Source organism: Pseudomonas sp. LBUM1673, assembly GCF_059695645.1.
In genome coordinates this window covers 3,037,199-3,053,102 of the sequence record NZ_CP166780.1, presented here as the reverse complement: position 1 = coordinate 3,053,102, position 15,904 = coordinate 3,037,199, and the positions used below count along the sequence as shown (strand labels likewise).

Sequence of the window (15,904 nt, the reverse complement as noted above, 5' to 3'; positions counted from 1 at the left end):
TTCTTAATACAAGGAGTAGCCGATGTCCGGCTCAATGGCCCAGGCCTTCACACACAATTTTCTCGGGCACTCACCTCGCTGGTACAAGGCGAGCATTGTCAGCTTCCTGATTCTCAACGCCTTGGTGTTGTGGACGGTCGGTCCGGTGGCGGCCGGCTGGTTGTTGGTGCTGGAGTTCGTCTTCACCCTGGCCATGGCGCTCAAGTGTTACCCGCTGATGCCCGGCGGGTTACTGCTGATCGAAGCACTGCTGCTGAAAATGACCACGCCCCAGGCGCTCTATGACGAATTAGTGCACAACTTTCCAGTGATCCTGCTGCTGATGTTCATGGTAGCGGGCATCTATTTCATGAAAGACCTGCTGCTGTTCCTGTTCTCGCGCTTGCTGCTGGGGGTTCGCTCCAAAGCCCTGCTGGCGTTGATGTTCTGTTTCCTCTCGGCGTTTCTGTCGGCGTTTCTTGATGCGTTGACCGTCACTGCGGTGATCATCAGTGCGGCCGTGGGGTTTTATTCGGTCTATCACCGCGTCGCCTCGGGCAGCGATCCGCGTCAGGACAGCTCATTCTGCGATGACCGACACTTGCCCACCCTCCACCATGCCGACCTCGAACAGTTCCGCGCCTTCCTGCGCAGCCTGCTGATGCACGGCGCGGTCGGCACTGCGTTGGGTGGTGTGTGCACGCTGGTCGGCGAGCCGCAGAACCTGCTGATTGGCCATGAGATGGGCTGGCACTTCGCGGAGTTCTTTCTGAAGATCGCCCCGGTGTCGTTGCCTGTGCTGGCAGCCGGCCTGGTGACCTGTGTGCTGCTGGAGAAGCTGCGCTGGTTCGGCTATGGCACGCTGCTGCCGGACAACGTGCGGACGGTACTGGCCAACTACGCCGCCGAAGACAACGCCGAGCGCACTTCCCGTCAACGCGCTGCGTTGCTGGTACAAGGGATGGCGGCGCTGATTCTGATTGCCGGGCTGGCGTTTCACGTCGCTGAAGTGGGCCTGATCGGTTTGATGGTGATCGTGCTGATCACCGCGTTCACCGGCATCACCGATGAACACCGCATCGGCAACGCCTTCAGGGATGCGATGCCGTTCACGGCGCTGCTGGTGGTGTTTTTCGCGGTGGTGGCGGTGATTCACGATCAGCAACTGTTCGTACCACTGATCCAATGGGTGCTGGCCCTGCCGGTAGATCAACAGCCGGGCATGTTGTTTATTGCCAACGGTTTGTTATCGGCCATCAGCGACAACGTGTTCGTAGCGACCATTTACATCACGGAAGTGAAGCAGGCGTTCCTTTCCGGCCACATGAGCCGCGAGCACTTTGAAACCCTGGCGATTGCGATCAATACCGGCACCAACCTGCCGAGCGTGGCGACGCCCAATGGTCAGGCGGCGTTCCTGTTCCTGCTGACCTCGGCGATTGCACCGCTGATTCGCCTGTCGTACGGGCGGATGGTGTGGATGGCGGTGCCTTACACCGTGGTGATGGGCGTGCTGGGCTGGTATGCGGTGAGCTACTGGTTGTAACACCGACCAAATGTGGGAGCGGGCTTGCTCGCGAAGGCGATGTGTCATTCAACAACGATGTTGAATGTGACGGCCTCTTCGCGGGCAAGCCCGCTCCCACATTGGTTTTGTGTCGTCATCGAGGGAGGATGTATTGCTCAATCGCCTGGGCCGCGCCGTCTTCGGTATTGGCCCCGGTCACCACGTCAGCCTGACGCTTCACTGCCTCCTCCGCCTGCCCCATGGCAATCGACAACCCGGCACGATGAAACATCGCCGGGTCATTGCCGCCATCACCGAGGGCGGCGGTCTGCTCCAGCGGCACACCGAGAAACTCGGCCAGTGTCGCCAATGCCTCGCCCTTGTTGGCTTTCATCGCGGTCACGTCCAGATAGACCGGTTGTGAGCGCGAAACCTGTGCCTGTCCTTCGACCTTGGGCAGCAACTGCGCTTCCAGTTCGATCAACAGTTCGGCGTTGTTGCTGGCGGCGACGATTTTGTCGATACGCGCCATGTAAGGCTCAAAACTCTCGACCACCACCGGCGGATAACCCAAACCATGCTGCTCGCGCGGGACCATCGGGCCGTATTGATCCTTTAACAGCCAGTCGCCGCCACTGAACACCCAGACTTCAATGTCCGGCTGATCGGCAAACAGCGCCAAAGCCGTCAGCGCTGACGAGGCCGGCAAATAATGCGCAACCAGCAAACTGCCGTTCGGGTTTACGATCGTGCCGCCATTGAAGGCCGCCGTCGGCAGATCGACACCCAGGGCTTCGATCTGCTGCAACATGGCTTTGGGCGGACGCCCAGTGGCCAGGCTGAACAGCACGCCGGCCTCGCGCAAGGCGCGGACCGCCTCGATCGTGCGCTGACTGAGGCTGTGATCGGGGAGCAGTAAAGTGCCGTCCATGTCACTGAGCAGAAAACGGATGGACTGTTGCGTGACGTCACTCATCCGACGCTGTGCCAGACGCGGCCGTCGCGGGTCAGCAGCTCGTCAGCGCTCTGAGGCCCGTCTTCGCCGGCCGCATAGCTCTGCACCGTCGCGTCCTGCTGCCAGGCGTCGAGGAATGGCTGCACGGCGCGCCAGCCGTTCTCGATGTTATCGGCACGCTGGAACAGCGTCTGATCGCCGGTCAGGCAGTCGTAGATCAGGGTTTCATAGCCGGTCGATGGCTGCATTTCAAAGAAATCCTTGTAGGCGAAGCCCAGCTCGATATTGGCCATGTTCAACGCCGGCCCCGGCCGCTTGGCCAGCAGGTCGAACCACATGCCTTCGTTGGGTTGAATCTGGATCCGCAGATAAGTCGGCTGCAACTCATCGACCTCGGTGTCGCGGAACTGCGCATACGGCGCCGGTTTGAAGCAAATGACGATCTCGGTGTCACGCACGCTCATGCGCTTGCCGGTACGCAGGTAGAACGGCACGCCGACCCAGCGCCAGTTGTCGATCATGACTTTGAGCGCGACATAGGTTTCGGTCGTACTGTCGGGCGCTACGTTGGTTTCCTGACGATAGCCGGGCAGCGGATTGCCATCGATCTCGCCGGCGGTGTATTGGCCGCGCACCGAGTTGGCTTGCGCTTCTTCGGTTGACCAGGGGCGAATCGCGCCGATGACTTTGGCTTTTTCACCGCGTACTGCATCAGCGCCGAAGGCGGCCGGTGGTTCCATGGCCACCATCGCCAACAATTGGAACAGGTGATTGGGCACCATGTCCCGCAGGGCGCCGGTGACCTCATAAAAACTGCCACGGGTTTCCACGCCGACGGTTTCGGCGGCGGTGATTTGCACGTGGTCGATGTAATGGTTGTTCCAGAAGGCTTCGAACAGGCTGTTGGAGAACCGGCTCACCAGAATGTTCTGCACGGTTTCCTTACCCAGATAGTGATCGATCCGGTAGATCTGTTTTTCCGTCATCACTTTGAGCAAGCACGCGTTCAAGGCTTCGGCGGTGTACAGATCGGAGCCGAAAGGTTTTTCGATCACCACCCTTCTGAACGCTTCGGGAGTTTCTTGCAGTAATCCGGCAGCGCCGAGACGGCGCACCACTTCGCTGAAAAAGCGCGGCGCGGTGGCCAGGTAGAAAATCGCATTGCCAGTGCCGCTGGCGGCGATGTTCGCCGCCAGCGCTTCGTAGGTGCGTTCGTCGAGGAAGTCGCCCTGGACGTAGCTGATGTGTTTGGCCAATTTGGCCCACAACGCCGGATCAAGGGCTTGATCGCCCTTGCCGACCTTGGCCGCGACTTCCGCCCGAATGAAATCTTCGAGTTTTTTGGCGAAAGCCTCGTCACTGATAGCGTTGTGATCGACGCCGATGATCCGCAGTCCATTCCCCAGCAAACCGTCGCGACTCAGGTTGTACAGCGCCGGCATCAGCAGGCGCTTGACCAGATCACCATGGGCACCGAACAGAAACAGCGTGGTGGGTGGTGCGGGTTCTGCCTTGGATTTCCTGCGGATCACATGGGTCATTTTTTCGCAGTCTCCACATGGCCGCCGAAGCCGAAGCGCTGGGCCGAAAGAATCTTGTCGCCAAAGGTGCCTTGCCCGCGCGAACGGTAGCGAGAGAAGAGCGAGTTCGACAGCACCGGTACGGGCACCGCTTGCTCCATGGCAGCTTCGATGGTCCAGCGCCCTTCACCGCTGTCGGCCACGGAGCCTGAGTAACCCTCGAGTTTCGGGTCGCTGGCCAGGGCGTCGGCGGTCAGGTCGAGCAACCAGGACGACACCACGCTGCCACGACGCCAGACTTCGGCGATGTCGGCGACGTTCAGGTCGAAGCGCTGATCTTCCGGCAGGTGGGTGCTGGCCTTGGTCTTGAGAATATCGAAGCCTTCGGCGAAGGCCTGCATCATTCCGTATTCGATACCGTTATGGATCATCTTCACGAAATGCCCGGCGCCCGCGGGGCCGGCGTGGATGTAACCGCGCTCGGCGCGATCGTCATCGGACTGGCGGTCCTTGGTGCGAGGAATGTCGCCCAGGCCTGGGGCCAGGGTTTCGAACAGCGGGTCGAGGCGCTTAACGGTCTCGGCATCGCCACCGATCATCATGCAGTAGCCACGCTCCAGGCCCCAGACGCCGCCGGAGGTGCCGACGTCGATGTAGTGCAGGCCTTTTTCCGACAAGGTTTTGGCCCGGCGGATGTCGTCCTTATAGAAGGTGTTGCCGCCGTCGATGATGGTATCGCCGGCTTCAAGTAAGGTGCTCAGGGTGTCGATGGTGTCTTCGGTCGGCGCACCGGCGGGCAGCATGACCCATACCGCGCGTGGTTTGGCCAGGCCAGCGACCAGGGCTGGCAAGTCGGCAACACCGGTGGCGCCTTCTTCAGCCAGGGTGTCGACAAAGGCAGTATTGCGGTCGTAAACAACGGTGGCATGGCCGTTGAGCATCAGGCGCCGCGCAATATTGCCACCCATGCGGCCCAGTCCAATAATCCCGAGTTGCATGTACTGATGCTCCCTACTACAAATAAAGTGTGTCAAAGGTTATAGCCCAACGCGACTATTGAGGGTTAGTCCAGAGTGCTGGCACATAGTTTCCGGGCATTGTGCCCGATCCAGACTGATAACGTCGGTTATCGCACCGAAGACACAACGACCATGAAAAATAAAAAAGTTCCCTTCGGGGGCAAAAGAAATCAAAATTGGCGCCGATAGTGAGTCAGCACCCGATTTCGGGAACGGACTTACAGTTGAGACAGCCATTTGCGAGGTGAGCAATGGGCACCGTACACACAGCACTGCCAGCACAAACCCTTTACGTCACGATCCGTCGCGATGAACTGCGCCAATTGAAAGACGAGCGTGACCAGTTGAAGCGGGAGGTCGCACAATTGCGCCTGCTGACCCAAGGCAATCAGGCTCAGCCCTTGCCCGTCACCCAACGTGCTCCCCACGCCTGATCCTCTCGCCTACCCTTTTCGTTTGAGAGAAGGGAACAAAGCCGTAATGCGATCTGTAGCAGCTGTCGAGCTTGCGAGGCTGCGTTCGGCCGCGCCGCAGTCGTAAAACCATCCACCGCGGTATTTGAGCAGAAACCGTGCATATAGGGTTTACGACTGCTTCGCGGGCTCGGCAACTGCTACAAAAAGTGTGTCGTGCCTGAAACAGGCATCAGGAACAGCCTTCGCTTCCTTCTCGCTGCAACCCTGCCAGCTCCGGCAACTCACAAAGTTTTCACACCTGTCTGTTGATACTCCGGCTCATTGTGGTCGCCCCGGTATCCGCGCGGCGTCTGTTCGTCTGTGACAGGGAGAGTGCCGACGGCCGAAGTAACCATCAGGCTGGAGTGCGAATGGCTTTGTTTAAACGCAGCAAAACGTCTGCGAAAGGTTTTGATTGGGCAGGATTTCTCTGGCTATTTCTGTTCTTCTGGTATTTTTCGGGCATCACCCAACTGCTCATTCAGCTGACGGGCACCTCCGGCTTTACCGGATTCCGCCAGGCCTTTGTGATGAGCGCCATCTGGCTCGCGCCGATGCTGCTGTTTCCCAAACAAACACGTGTGATGGCCGCGCTGATCGGCGTGGTGCTGTGGGCCTGCTCGATGGCCAGTCTCGGTTACTTCTTCATCTATCAGCAGGAATTTTCCCAGAGCGTCATCTTCATCATGTTCGAATCGAACGTGTCTGAAGCCGGCGAGTACATGACCCAGTATTTTGCCTGGTGGATGGTGCTGGCGTTCCTCGCCCACACCGCGTTCGCGTATTTCCTTTGGACCCGCTTGCGTCCGGTGCACCTGCCACGCGGTCAGGCGCTGATTGCAGCAACGGCGATTCTGTTGGCTGTGGTGGGTTACCCGCTGATCAAACAGACCGCGCGCACCGGCAGTCTGGCGGGTGGCTTCGAAAAATTCGAAACCCGTATCGAGCCGGCGGTGCCGTGGCAGATGGCCGTGGCCTATCACCGATATCTCGATACCCTGGCCGGCATGCAAGACATGCTCGACAGCGCCAGCAAGATTCCACCACTCAAGAACCTTACCGACTCGATGGCCAATCAGCCGGCAACCCTGGTGTTGGTGATCGGCGAGTCCACCAACCGTCAGCGCATGAGCCTGTACGGCTACCCTCGGGAAACCACCCCGGAGCTGGACAAGCTCAAGGACCAACTGGCGGTTTTCGATAACGTGATTACACCACGTCCCTACACCATCGAAGCGTTGCAGCAGGTGCTGACGTTCGCCGACGAAGAAAACCCGGACCTTTACCTGTCGACGCCGTCGCTGGTCAACATGATGAAACAGGCAGGTTACAAGACCTTCTGGATCACCAACCAGCAAACCATGACCAAGCGCAACACCATGCTCACGACCTTCTCCGAACAGGCCGACGAGCAGGTGTACCTGAACAACAACCGCAACCAGAACGCCGCCCAGTACGATGGCGATGTGATCGAACCGTTCAACAAGGCCTTGGGCGATGCGGCGCCACGCAAGCTGATCGTCGTGCATTTGCTCGGCACGCACATGAGCTACCAGTACCGTTACCCGCCGACGTTCAACAAATTCACCGACCGCAAAGGGGTGCCGGAAGGTGTGCGTGACGATCAGGTGCCAACATACAACAGCTATGACAACGCAGTGCTGTACAACGACTTCGTGGTGTCGAGCCTGATCAAGGATTACGCCAAGACTGATCCGAACGGCTTCCTGCTATACCTCTCCGACCACGGCGAAGACGTTTTCGACTCCACGGGCCATAAAACCCTGGGACGCAACGAGAGCAAGCCGACCGCGCCGATGTACACCATTCCATTCATGGCCTGGGCCTCGCCGAAATGGCGCGAAACCCACGACTGGAATTTTGCCGGTGATCTCGGCCGGCCTTACAGCAGTTCTCAGCTGATTCACACCTGGGCGGATCTGGCAGGCCTCAGCTCCGATGAACTGGACCGCAGCAAAAGCCTGGTCAGCGACAGCTTCAAGCCTCGGCCATTGATGATCGGCAACCCTTATGAGCGTCAGCAGCGGCCGTTGATCGACTTCAGCCTGATGAAACCCAAGGGTGCGCCTATCACCCCGGCAGTCGTTCAGCAGTAATTTTTCAAGAGGCCTGCTGGACTAATGCCAGGCGCGGAACCTGTGGGAGCGGGCTTGTGTGGCGAGGGAGCTTGCTCCCGCTCGGCTGCGAAGCAGTCGTAAACCCTTTACATGCGGTTTAACTTTGAAATGCCGGGGTCGCTGCGCGACCCAACGGGAGCAAGCTCCCTCGCCACAGCCCGCTCCCACGTGGACTGCGACTAAAGCGCCTTGATCCAGAACAGCATCCGGCCGTGCGCCGGGTCGAACATGCCTGGCGAAAAACCGAATTTGCCATAGGACGCCTGAGCCACGGCATTGCCTTCCAGTACTTCCAGGGTGATTTTGCAGCAGCCGCGCTGGCGTGCGATGTCCTCGACTTTATGCAGCATCTTCTGGCTCAGCCCCAACCCGCGAAACTTCGACACCACCATCACATCGTGCACATTGACCAATGGCCGACAGGCAAAGGTCGAGAAGCCTTCAAAGCAATTGACCAGCCCTGCCGGCTCGCCACCGACAAACGCCAGTACGCTGAAGGCATAGGGACGTTTGGCCAGTTCCCCCGGCAGTTGTTGCAACACATCGGCGGGCAATGAGTGACCGCCACCCATCGGGTCTTCGGCGTAGTGGTTCAACACCAGGCCAATCGCCTCGGCATGTACCGGGTTGGTGTAGCTGGCCTGAAGCACAAGAATTTCTGCGGATTCCATTTCCACCCTCGATCACACATGAAGTTGCCCCAGTTCGCCTCTTGCGCACTGAAAGGTCCAGCGACCATATCGCGAGCGCGGTGGTGTCGACAACTGAATCCTGCCGTGATCATTCTCTCTCAACTGCCCCAGATCAATGCCTCGGTCCACCCCAGCTCGGCAAAATCCTCGGCCCTCAGTTGCGACTCACCGGCACAGAAGAACTCGTCCAGTTGCGGCGGTTTGACCGAGGTGCCGCTGAGCATGGCGTGAACCTGCCCGCGATGATGAATCTGGTGTTCGAACAGATGGGACAGCATGCGCAATCGGCTGTCATGTTGCGGGGTATCGCGCGCGATGGTCACGATTCGCCCGAGGTCTGCGTCGCGCAGTTGCTCGCAGTAGGCGATCAGTCGGCGGTCCACCAGGGCTTGCTCGCATTTGAGAGCGGCGCCGTGGGTGAACGGCTCGTCTTCGTTAAAAAACACGTAGCAATCGGGATGCGGTTCGTCACCGCGTAATTCCCGCTCCAGTGCATCCACATAGAACCAGTCGCAGGTCAGGATGTGGTTGAGGGTCGCGCTCAGGCTGGGGAAGAAACTGACTCGAGGCGCCGCCAGCTCGGCCGGGCTTAGCTGAATCCAGGCCTTGGCCAGTCGGTGATTGGCCCAGGCGTTCTGTTAGGCCATGGTCAACAAATGGTGGGACAAGGACTGATTCATGTTCGCTCCTCCCAGGCATCAAGCCTCGGCAAAACGTTTTAGCTGCATTTCCTGCAAGCGGCTGAGGGTGCGACGAAACGGGAATTGCAGATAGCCCTCGGTGTACAGCGCCTCCATCGGCACCTGCGCTTCGAGGTACAGCGGCACCTTGCGGTCATAGCATTCGTCCACCAGGGCAATGAACCGCCGCACGCCGTCGTCATGCACCGACAACTGCGGCAACTCGCGATCCCCCGCCACCACCCGCAAGGCACCATCTTCAGTGCCACGGGCGATGCGCCCTTCGCGTTTTTGTGCACTGAGGTTGGGCACGTCACTCAACAGAATAGCGCTGAAGGTGTCGCACAGGACCATGAAGTCCATGGCCGCAAAAGGCTGATCGCAGAGATCGGCGTAACGGCACCAGAGCACGGTTTGACTGGCCTGCATGGCATTGACCGAACGGTAGCCGACCTTGACCGGATCGCCGGACAGCGACTGGCCGATGGTCAAGGCCTTGAACACTTCGCCGAGGGCGCCGGGCTGACCCGGTACGTTCACCCAGTACCGTTGCAGACCGGCACCCGGGTGCAGACGATGATCTTCCCCGCCATCCACCGCAATCACCTGCATGTGTTGCTTGATCGCGGCAATGGCCGGCACAAACCGGTCGCGGTTGAAACCATCGGCGTACAGCTGATCCGGCGGCTGATTGGAGGTGCACACCACGACCACGCCCTGCTCGAACATCACCTGAAACAAACGCCCGAGGATGATGGCGTCACCGATGTCGTTGACGAACAGTTCATCGAAACACAGCACCCGTACTTCCTGGCTCAGTTCGCGGGCCAAGGCCTTCAACGGGTCGGCGGTGCCGGTCAATTGAAAGGAGCGCTGATGCACCCAGCCCATGAAATGATGAAAGTGCTGACGCCGGGCCGGAACGCGCAGGGTTTGGTAGAACTGATCCATCAACCAGGTCTTGCCCCGCCCGACCGGGCCCCAGAGGTACACGCCGGTGATGGGTGTACGGCCTTCATGCAAGGCTTCGTGGCACTTTTGCAGCGCCCACACAGCGTGTTCCTGGGCTTCGTCCTGGACGAAGCCTTTCTGTTCGATGGCGTGTTGCCAGGCGCTTAAGGGAGAGTCGACATTCATGCGCGGCAGTATATAGCAGCTAGCGAAGCTCAATCCCTGTGGGAGCGGGCTTGCTCGCGAAGGCGTCGGGTCAGCCAACATCAATGCTGAATGACACACCGCTTTCGCGAGCAAGCTCGCTCCCACATGGGTTGCGCCGTTACACAGCACCGGGTTACAGCGAGATATCCAGCCGGGCGATCTTGCCCTGCTCATTGAGGCGGAACATGTAGCGCAGCTCCAGAGGGCTGCCGGGAAAGGTTCCGGAGATCAGGTTGTGCACCAGCACTTTGCCAGTGCGCAGTTGAACGTCGAGCACCTCGACTCGCGGCTGATAACGTTGTGCAGTGTCTTGCATCCATTGGGCGATGGCTTGCGTGCCGACCTGATGCTGCCCCTCATCGAACACGTTGGCATCCTCAGCGAAAAAACTGGCAACCCTCGACGTGTCGCGAGCATTGGCGGCAGCAATGTAGGCGGCGATGGCGGGGGCCAGTGAAGAGGCGGGATTGGACATGTTTACGGCTCCTTGTGAGTTGATTCTGGAGCCATGCTAGAACAAGCCTGTGTCAGTTCTTGTCAGGAGTGAAACGCCCTGCGTCGTCAAGTTGCATCTGCTTGCGCCAGGTGCGCAACAGGTCGCTGCGCCGCCCCGGATAACGTTCGCCCTGCTCACTGGCGGCCGAGATCCGGTCGGTGCGAAACGTGCGATAGGCACTGCGCAACTCACACCAGGCGACAATGATCCGCACCTCGTTGAGAAAACCCAGGGCCAGTGGCCAGATCAGCCGCTGACTGGGCACCTGGTTGGCGTCCGCATAATCGATGTGCAACTTGACCTGGTCGCGGATGGCCTGGCGAAACACATTCAAGGGCACGGCATTTTGCGGATAGCCATAACCCGGTGGGCCCGGCAGCACTGTCGGGTTGCGCAAAGCCTCCTGGGCTGCCGGGTCAAGTACCGCAGCAATTTTTGCCAGGGCATCGGCCGCGGCTTTGCCCAGGACCTCATCGCCACGCTGATCCACGTAGCGCAGCCCGAGCACGATGGCTTCGGTTTCATCGGCGTTGAGCATCAAGGGCGGCAGAAACAGACCGCTGCGCAATACGTAGCCGATGCCCGCCTCGCCAAAGATCGGAGCGCCAAGCGCGGTGAGTTCAGCAATGTCGCGGTACAGCGTACGCTCGGAAATCTCCAGTTCGCTGGCCAATGTCGCGGCAGTCACCGGACGACTTTTGCCCCGCAGCACTTGTAACAAGGTCAGTAAACGGCTGGTTCGTGACACGGTCGGCGGGCTCTTTCCTGAAAAGTCGTCGGAGCTTAGCAGAGGCTCCTGTCAGAAACTGACAGGAGTGATAAGAGGCCCGACACAGATCAAATAATGTGGGAGCGGGTTTGCTCGCGAAAGCGGCTTAACATTCAGCACTTATATTGGCTGGCACACCGCCTTCGCGAGCAAGCCCGCTCCCACATGGGCTCATCTTCGAATCACCGATCACCGTCAGCGCGTTGTGCGCTATGGTGCGCTATATCTTTCGGCCTTCTTCACTACGAGAGCCTGTCCATGCGCAGATTACTTGTCCTGTCCCTGCTGCTCTCCCTGAGCGCCTGCGCCCTGTTCCCCCATCGCGACCCGCTGAACATCAACGTGATCGGTATCGAGCCGCTGCCAAGCGAGGAACTGGAGGTGCGCTTTGCGGTAAAACTGCGCGTGCAAAACCCCAATGAAACGGCAATCGACTACAACGGCGTGGCCCTGGATCTGGAGGTGAATGGCCGATCACTCGCCTCCGGCGTCAGCGACCAATCGGGCTCGATCCCACGGTTCTCCGAAGCTGTGTTAGTGGTGCCGGTGAGCGTATCGGCCTTCTCGGTGCTGCGTCAGACCCTCGGGCTGAGTCAGACGCAGACACTGGTCAATCTGCCGTACGTGCTTCGGGGTAAACTGGCCGGCGGCGTGTTCGGCACAATGCGTTTCGTTGATCGCGGTAAACTCAGCCTGCCGGGGCCGACCACCGACACCTGGTAACGCTCACGGCTCGGCCCGTGATTTAACGGGATCGATCACCTGCGTCACAGCATGTTTGAGACCTTCCACGTGCCAGTTGGCCCACAGTCGGTTTTTGCCGTTGCTGCCTTCATCCGGCTCTATCGCCAGCCAGTTTCGAGCGGCGATCAGGTAGCGTCCCCTTGCACCAATGGGCAACATGGTTCCGGTGACGGCGTAATCGATCTGTTCCGGGTGCCCACCAATGGACTCCAGAAACTGCACCGCAAGCGCCGGCGGCGAAGGATGCACGACCCCGGTCGAAATCAATTGGTAGATCGTTCCCGCGCCGTCGACGTTATGCCGGGTCAACTTCGATTCGATCACGCAGGCCCCCGCCACATGGACATCACCAGACACCAGCGTGACCTTGCATGATTCGGTATTGGCGAAATCCAGCAGCCGCATGATCAGCCGCTTGCGTTCGTCTCGGTGGGGCTGGCTTCGCCAATGGTCGCGCAAATCGTCCTCGAGTTCCTGTTGCCCCGAAATCAGGTCCAGCGCCTTTTCGGCCGCCTGCAAATCAAGGTAACCCACGGGAATACTCGACATCAGCAGCAAATGTTTATGCGCCTTGACCTTGCCCAGCCAGGCATAGATCGCATCCCAACTGACGGGGGAAATGATCCTGGTCTGCCGAGCCCGCGGGGTCGTCAAATCCGGTGCGCGCTCGCTGCGTAAATCGGGAACCAGCAAGGCCAGATTACCCAGGCCGGTGAACCCCAGATGAAAGCCATCAGTGGTGTCGGGAATCGCGCAGGGATGCGTATCAGCGGACGGTTTGAGGTGAGGATGGGTCTGGATCAGTTGCTGCTGGAAAATCCTGAAATAGCGTTTGGCCGTGGCAAACAGCCCCTGAAACACCGGACTTGAATGCAGTATTTCATCGTAAGAACCCCAGCCATCGATGATGTCATGGTCATCCCACATCATCACCGTCGGAACAGCACTGAGCATCTTCGCGACTTCAGGCTGTTTCCAGCGTTCCAGGTAGAGTCTGGTGAAAAACTTGTCCAGATCGGCTTCGATCACCTTGCTGTAGACCGCCTTTTGACGGTCGGCGAAGGGTTTGGCAAACCAGGCTTTCATGGACGACACACTGCTGCGCATATCGTCGCTGTAAACCTGATCGCCCCCCATCAACAACAGGTGATAGGGCTTTCTTTGATGAGCGCCCCACATGTGCTCCCAGCGCTCGTTGTTCCTGTCCACCTTCTCCATGTCCTTGGGGTCCGAGAAGCCGTTGCACGACACATACGCCATGCGCGGCGACTGGCCCTTGACCGGAACAACGAAGTTGGCCTCTGCGCCCTCGATGTTGATCGTGTAAGCCGTTGCAACGGCTTTATCCTGCACCGCCTTGAAATCGATGCGCCAGACGCGGTACTGAGGATTGAGCAGCGGGATATCGGCGGTGGCCAATGGTTTGCCGGCCGTGACCCCCTTGGGTACTTTTACGCTGGGTGATGCCCCCCCGGAGGGTAGAACCACCAGAGCAGACAGGTTATAGACACTACTGTTGATACCACGAAACTGCAGAATCGGGCCAAGTAACAAACTCATGGGGCGGTCCATCCGTTGACTGGGGTGTGAACGCCTAGAGACTAGACGACAATCGCCCCCCACAGGTTTATGTGTTGAACCGCACACCCGGTTTGGCCCGCTCATCCACCGTCAACTCAAACACGTCCGGGCGCGCGTAATGGCCGACCACATCGTAGTCGTAACGGGCACGGATCAGGTCATCGGTGTCGATTTCGGCGGTCAGCAAACCTGCCCCGTCACGCAACGGTCCGGCGAGAATGTCGCCCATCGGCCCGACAATCACGCTGCCGCCGGCAATCAACGGCCTTTGCGCCGGCCAGTTGGCGATCTCCACGCCCAAGGCTTGCGGTGAGTCCTGGACCTGACAGGCGCTGACCACAAAGCAGCGTCCTTCATGGGCGATATGGCGCATGCTGACCTGCCACATTTCCCGCTCGTCCACCGTCGGTGCGCACCAGACCTCCACGCCTTTGGCGTACATCGCGGTGCGCAGCAACGGCATCATGTTTTCCCAGCACACCACCGCTCCGATCCGCCCGACCTGGCTGTCGATCACCGGCAAAGTCGAACCATCGCCCTTGCCCCAGATCAGTCGCTCGGTGCCGGTGGGCATCAATTTGCGGTGCTTGGCGATCAGCCCGGCCTGCGGATCGAAATACAACGCCGTGCAGTACAAGGTACTGCCCGCGCGTTCGATCACGCCGATCACCAGGTTGGCTCCGGTGCGTGAGGACAATCCGGCCAAGGCTTTCGTCTCGGCCCCGGGCACGTCGATAGCGTTGTCGAAATACCGCGCAAATGCTTCACGACCTTCTGGCAGTCGATAGCCGAGTTGCGTGCCGAAGCCTTCGCCTTTGGGGTAGCCGCCGAGTAATGCCTCAGGCATGACCACCAGTGCAGCGCCGGACTCGATAATGGCGCTTTCCCAGGCAAGAATCTGTTCCAGGGTGTCGGCCTTGCCGCCGGGCAAGGCACCGATTTGCAGGGCAGCAACGATTGACTTGGACATCGCGGTGACTCCGTTAGCAATGAGGTGTTGCTCATTCTCCGGCGCCACAGGATCATGAATAAAGCCCGACTCACTGCTGAATGTTATGAATCAGATGAATATCGCCACCGTCGATCTCAACCTGCTCAAAGTCTTCGAAGCGCTGCACGCCGCGACAGAACTCTTGGACTTTTCGTCGGCGATGCTGGGTTTTCTTTGTCTTGCTCACCATCAATCCTTGCGGATTGGTCTATAAATCTGAAACTTTTGGAGTCGATCCTCGCTTTCGGCCGTATAGATCCTGCGTTCAGCGCAAGGCGAAGAATGATCAGCTTTAAGACAGGCCTACCCCCCGGTGGCTTCAGACGCAGTCGCACAATGCTTTCGATAATGTCGTCGACGTAGGTAAAGTCGCGCGCCATCTGACCATGGTTGTAAATATCAATCGGCTGCCCCTTGAGGATCGCGTCAGTGAATTTGAACAGTGCCATGTCGGGACGTCCCCACGGCCCATACACGGTAAAAAACGCAGGCCGCTGGCGCGAAGACCATAGAGATGACAGTAACTGTGGGCGAGCAATTCATTGGCGCGCTTGCTCGCGGCATACAGCGAAACCGGCTGATCGACCGCGTCGTCGAAGCTGAACGGCAGCTTGCTGTTGGCGCCGTACACCGAACTGCTCGACGCGTAGATAAGATGCGCGGGCTGATAGTATCGGCAGGCTTCCAGCACATTCAGAAACCCTACCAGATTCGATTGCGCATACACATCCGGGTTATCCAGCGAGTAGCGAACGCCCGCCTGTGCAGCCAAATGCACGACCTCGGTGAAACCCTGGTCTTTGAACAACGCCATCTAGGCCGGTTTATCGACAATATCCATCGTCTGAAAATGGAAACCGTGCAGCAGGCTCAGTTGCTTGAGCCGCGCGTGTTTGAGTTCCACGCTGTAGTAATCGTTAAGGTTGTCAATACCGACGACTTCAATACCTTCATCACACAACCGTTTGACTGTGTGATCCCCGATGAATCCTGCGGCGCCAGTCACAAGAACGGTCATAGTGCCCTGCTCCATTTGCCAAACCCCAGACAGTTAGTTATAGCGTTGCTATTGCACGAAGGCCAGACTCCATAACAAAACCCACTATTGAGGAATCCTCTCCCGGTTTCTCGCCAGAGCACGACCATGGATTTCTTAAAAAGTTTAAACCGCTCGACGGAAAGAATATAGCCTTTAAAAACAATTGGTTAAGCATAATGAT

At 58.8% G+C, this 15,904-nt stretch carries 14 protein-coding genes and 3 pseudogenes; 6 read left to right on the top strand and 11 right to left on the bottom strand.

Annotation, left to right across the window (positions count from 1 at the left end):
- Positions 1 to 22 precede the first annotated feature (22 nt).
- Entirely contained in the window at positions 23 to 1,525 is a 1,503-nt protein-coding gene (gene nhaB, locus ACA044_RS14030; RefSeq protein WP_497446878.1) for a sodium/proton antiporter NhaB, read from the top strand.
- Positions 1,526 to 1,640: 115 nt separating this feature from the next.
- On the opposite strand, the gene ACA044_RS14025 is transcribed toward nhaB, so the two are convergent.
- From ACA044_RS14025 to gnd, 3 genes are read right to left on the bottom strand one after another with little or no spacing between them, the layout of a single operon-like run.
- Positions 1,641 to 2,462, bottom strand: a complete 822-nt coding sequence (locus ACA044_RS14025) for an HAD family hydrolase (protein WP_497446877.1) — start codon at positions 2,460 to 2,462, stop codon at positions 1,641 to 1,643.
- On the bottom strand, positions 2,459 to 3,982 hold the full coding sequence (gene zwf / locus ACA044_RS14020; protein WP_497446876.1) for a glucose-6-phosphate dehydrogenase: 1,524 nt from the start codon (positions 3,980 to 3,982) through the stop codon (positions 2,459 to 2,461). The genes ACA044_RS14025 and zwf overlap by 4 nt, the downstream gene beginning before the upstream one ends.
- A complete protein-coding gene (gene gnd, locus ACA044_RS14015) occupies positions 3,979 to 4,959 on the bottom strand; it encodes a phosphogluconate dehydrogenase (NAD(+)-dependent, decarboxylating) (RefSeq protein WP_497446875.1) in 981 nt (326 codons plus the stop codon). The genes zwf and gnd overlap by 4 nt, the downstream gene beginning before the upstream one ends.
- 272 nt (positions 4,960 to 5,231) lie before the next feature.
- Between gnd and ACA044_RS14010 the strand changes: the two genes are divergently transcribed.
- Positions 5,232 to 5,414 (top strand): DUF6026 family protein, encoded by a 183-nt coding sequence (locus ACA044_RS14010; RefSeq protein WP_008069248.1) that lies wholly within the window; start codon positions 5,232 to 5,234, stop codon positions 5,412 to 5,414.
- 392 nt (positions 5,415 to 5,806) lie between these two features.
- Positions 5,807 to 7,552, top strand: a complete 1,746-nt coding sequence (locus tag ACA044_RS14005) for a phosphoethanolamine transferase CptA (protein ID WP_497446874.1) — start codon at positions 5,807 to 5,809, stop codon at positions 7,550 to 7,552.
- Between the two features lie 200 nt (positions 7,553 to 7,752).
- On the opposite strand, the gene ACA044_RS14000 is transcribed toward ACA044_RS14005, so the two are convergent.
- The 3 genes and pseudogenes from ACA044_RS14000 to zapE all read right to left on the bottom strand — a co-directional run bounded on the left by ACA044_RS14000 (position 7,753) and on the right by zapE (position 10,082).
- The gene (locus ACA044_RS14000) at positions 7,753 to 8,244 is read right to left on the bottom strand and encodes a GNAT family N-acetyltransferase (protein WP_497446873.1); all 492 of its coding nucleotides are present in this window, start codon (positions 8,242 to 8,244) and stop codon (positions 7,753 to 7,755) included.
- A 119-nt stretch (positions 8,245 to 8,363) separates the two neighbouring features.
- A pseudogene (locus ACA044_RS13995) lies at positions 8,364 to 8,945 on the bottom strand (DinB family protein).
- An 18-nt stretch (positions 8,946 to 8,963) separates the two neighbouring features.
- Positions 8,964 to 10,082 carry a cell division protein ZapE gene (gene zapE, locus ACA044_RS13990; protein ID WP_497446872.1) on the bottom strand — a complete coding sequence of 373 codons (1,119 nt, stop codon included), beginning with the start codon at positions 10,080 to 10,082 and terminating at the stop codon, positions 8,964 to 8,966.
- Between the two features lie 32 nt (positions 10,083 to 10,114).
- Between zapE and ACA044_RS13985 the strand changes: the two are divergent.
- A pseudogene (locus tag ACA044_RS13985) lies at positions 10,115 to 10,207 on the top strand (metal ABC transporter ATP-binding protein); the annotation flags it as partial.
- Between the two features lie 29 nt (positions 10,208 to 10,236).
- On the opposite strand, the gene ACA044_RS13980 reads toward ACA044_RS13985, so the two are convergent.
- Entirely contained in the window at positions 10,237 to 10,578 is a 342-nt protein-coding gene (locus tag ACA044_RS13980; protein WP_007897370.1) for a nuclear transport factor 2 family protein, read from the bottom strand.
- A gap of 52 nt (positions 10,579 to 10,630) precedes the next feature.
- On the bottom strand, positions 10,631 to 11,347 hold the full coding sequence (locus tag ACA044_RS13975; RefSeq protein WP_497446871.1) for a helix-turn-helix transcriptional regulator: 717 nt from the start codon (positions 11,345 to 11,347) through the stop codon (positions 10,631 to 10,633).
- Positions 11,348 to 11,626: 279 nt separating this feature from the next.
- On the opposite strand from ACA044_RS13975, the gene ACA044_RS13970 reads away from it, so the two are divergent.
- On the top strand, positions 11,627 to 12,091 hold the full coding sequence (locus ACA044_RS13970) for an LEA/WHy family protein (RefSeq protein ID WP_497446870.1): 465 nt from the start codon (positions 11,627 to 11,629) through the stop codon (positions 12,089 to 12,091).
- A 3-nt stretch (positions 12,092 to 12,094) separates the two neighbouring features.
- Here the strand turns inward: ACA044_RS13970 and ACA044_RS13965 are convergent, their stop codons facing one another.
- Both ACA044_RS13965 and ACA044_RS13960 read right to left on the bottom strand, forming a co-directional pair.
- A complete protein-coding gene (locus tag ACA044_RS13965; RefSeq protein WP_497446869.1) occupies positions 12,095 to 13,672 on the bottom strand; it encodes an alkaline phosphatase D family protein in 1,578 nt (525 codons plus the stop codon).
- A gap of 67 nt (positions 13,673 to 13,739) precedes the next feature.
- Positions 13,740 to 14,663, bottom strand: a complete 924-nt coding sequence (locus ACA044_RS13960) for a carbon-nitrogen hydrolase family protein (RefSeq protein ID WP_497446868.1) — start codon at positions 14,661 to 14,663, stop codon at positions 13,740 to 13,742.
- A 94-nt stretch (positions 14,664 to 14,757) separates the two neighbouring features.
- Between ACA044_RS13960 and ACA044_RS13955 the strand changes: the two genes are divergently transcribed.
- Positions 14,758 to 14,898 (top strand): hypothetical protein, encoded by a 141-nt coding sequence (locus ACA044_RS13955; RefSeq protein ID WP_497447345.1) that lies wholly within the window; start codon positions 14,758 to 14,760, stop codon positions 14,896 to 14,898.
- 97 nt (positions 14,899 to 14,995) lie between these two features.
- Here the strand turns inward: ACA044_RS13955 and ACA044_RS13950 are convergent.
- Positions 14,996 to 15,702 (bottom strand): annotated as a pseudogene (locus tag ACA044_RS13950) (NAD-dependent epimerase/dehydratase family protein); the annotation flags it as partial.
- Between the last annotated feature and the right edge of the window lie 202 nt (positions 15,703 to 15,904).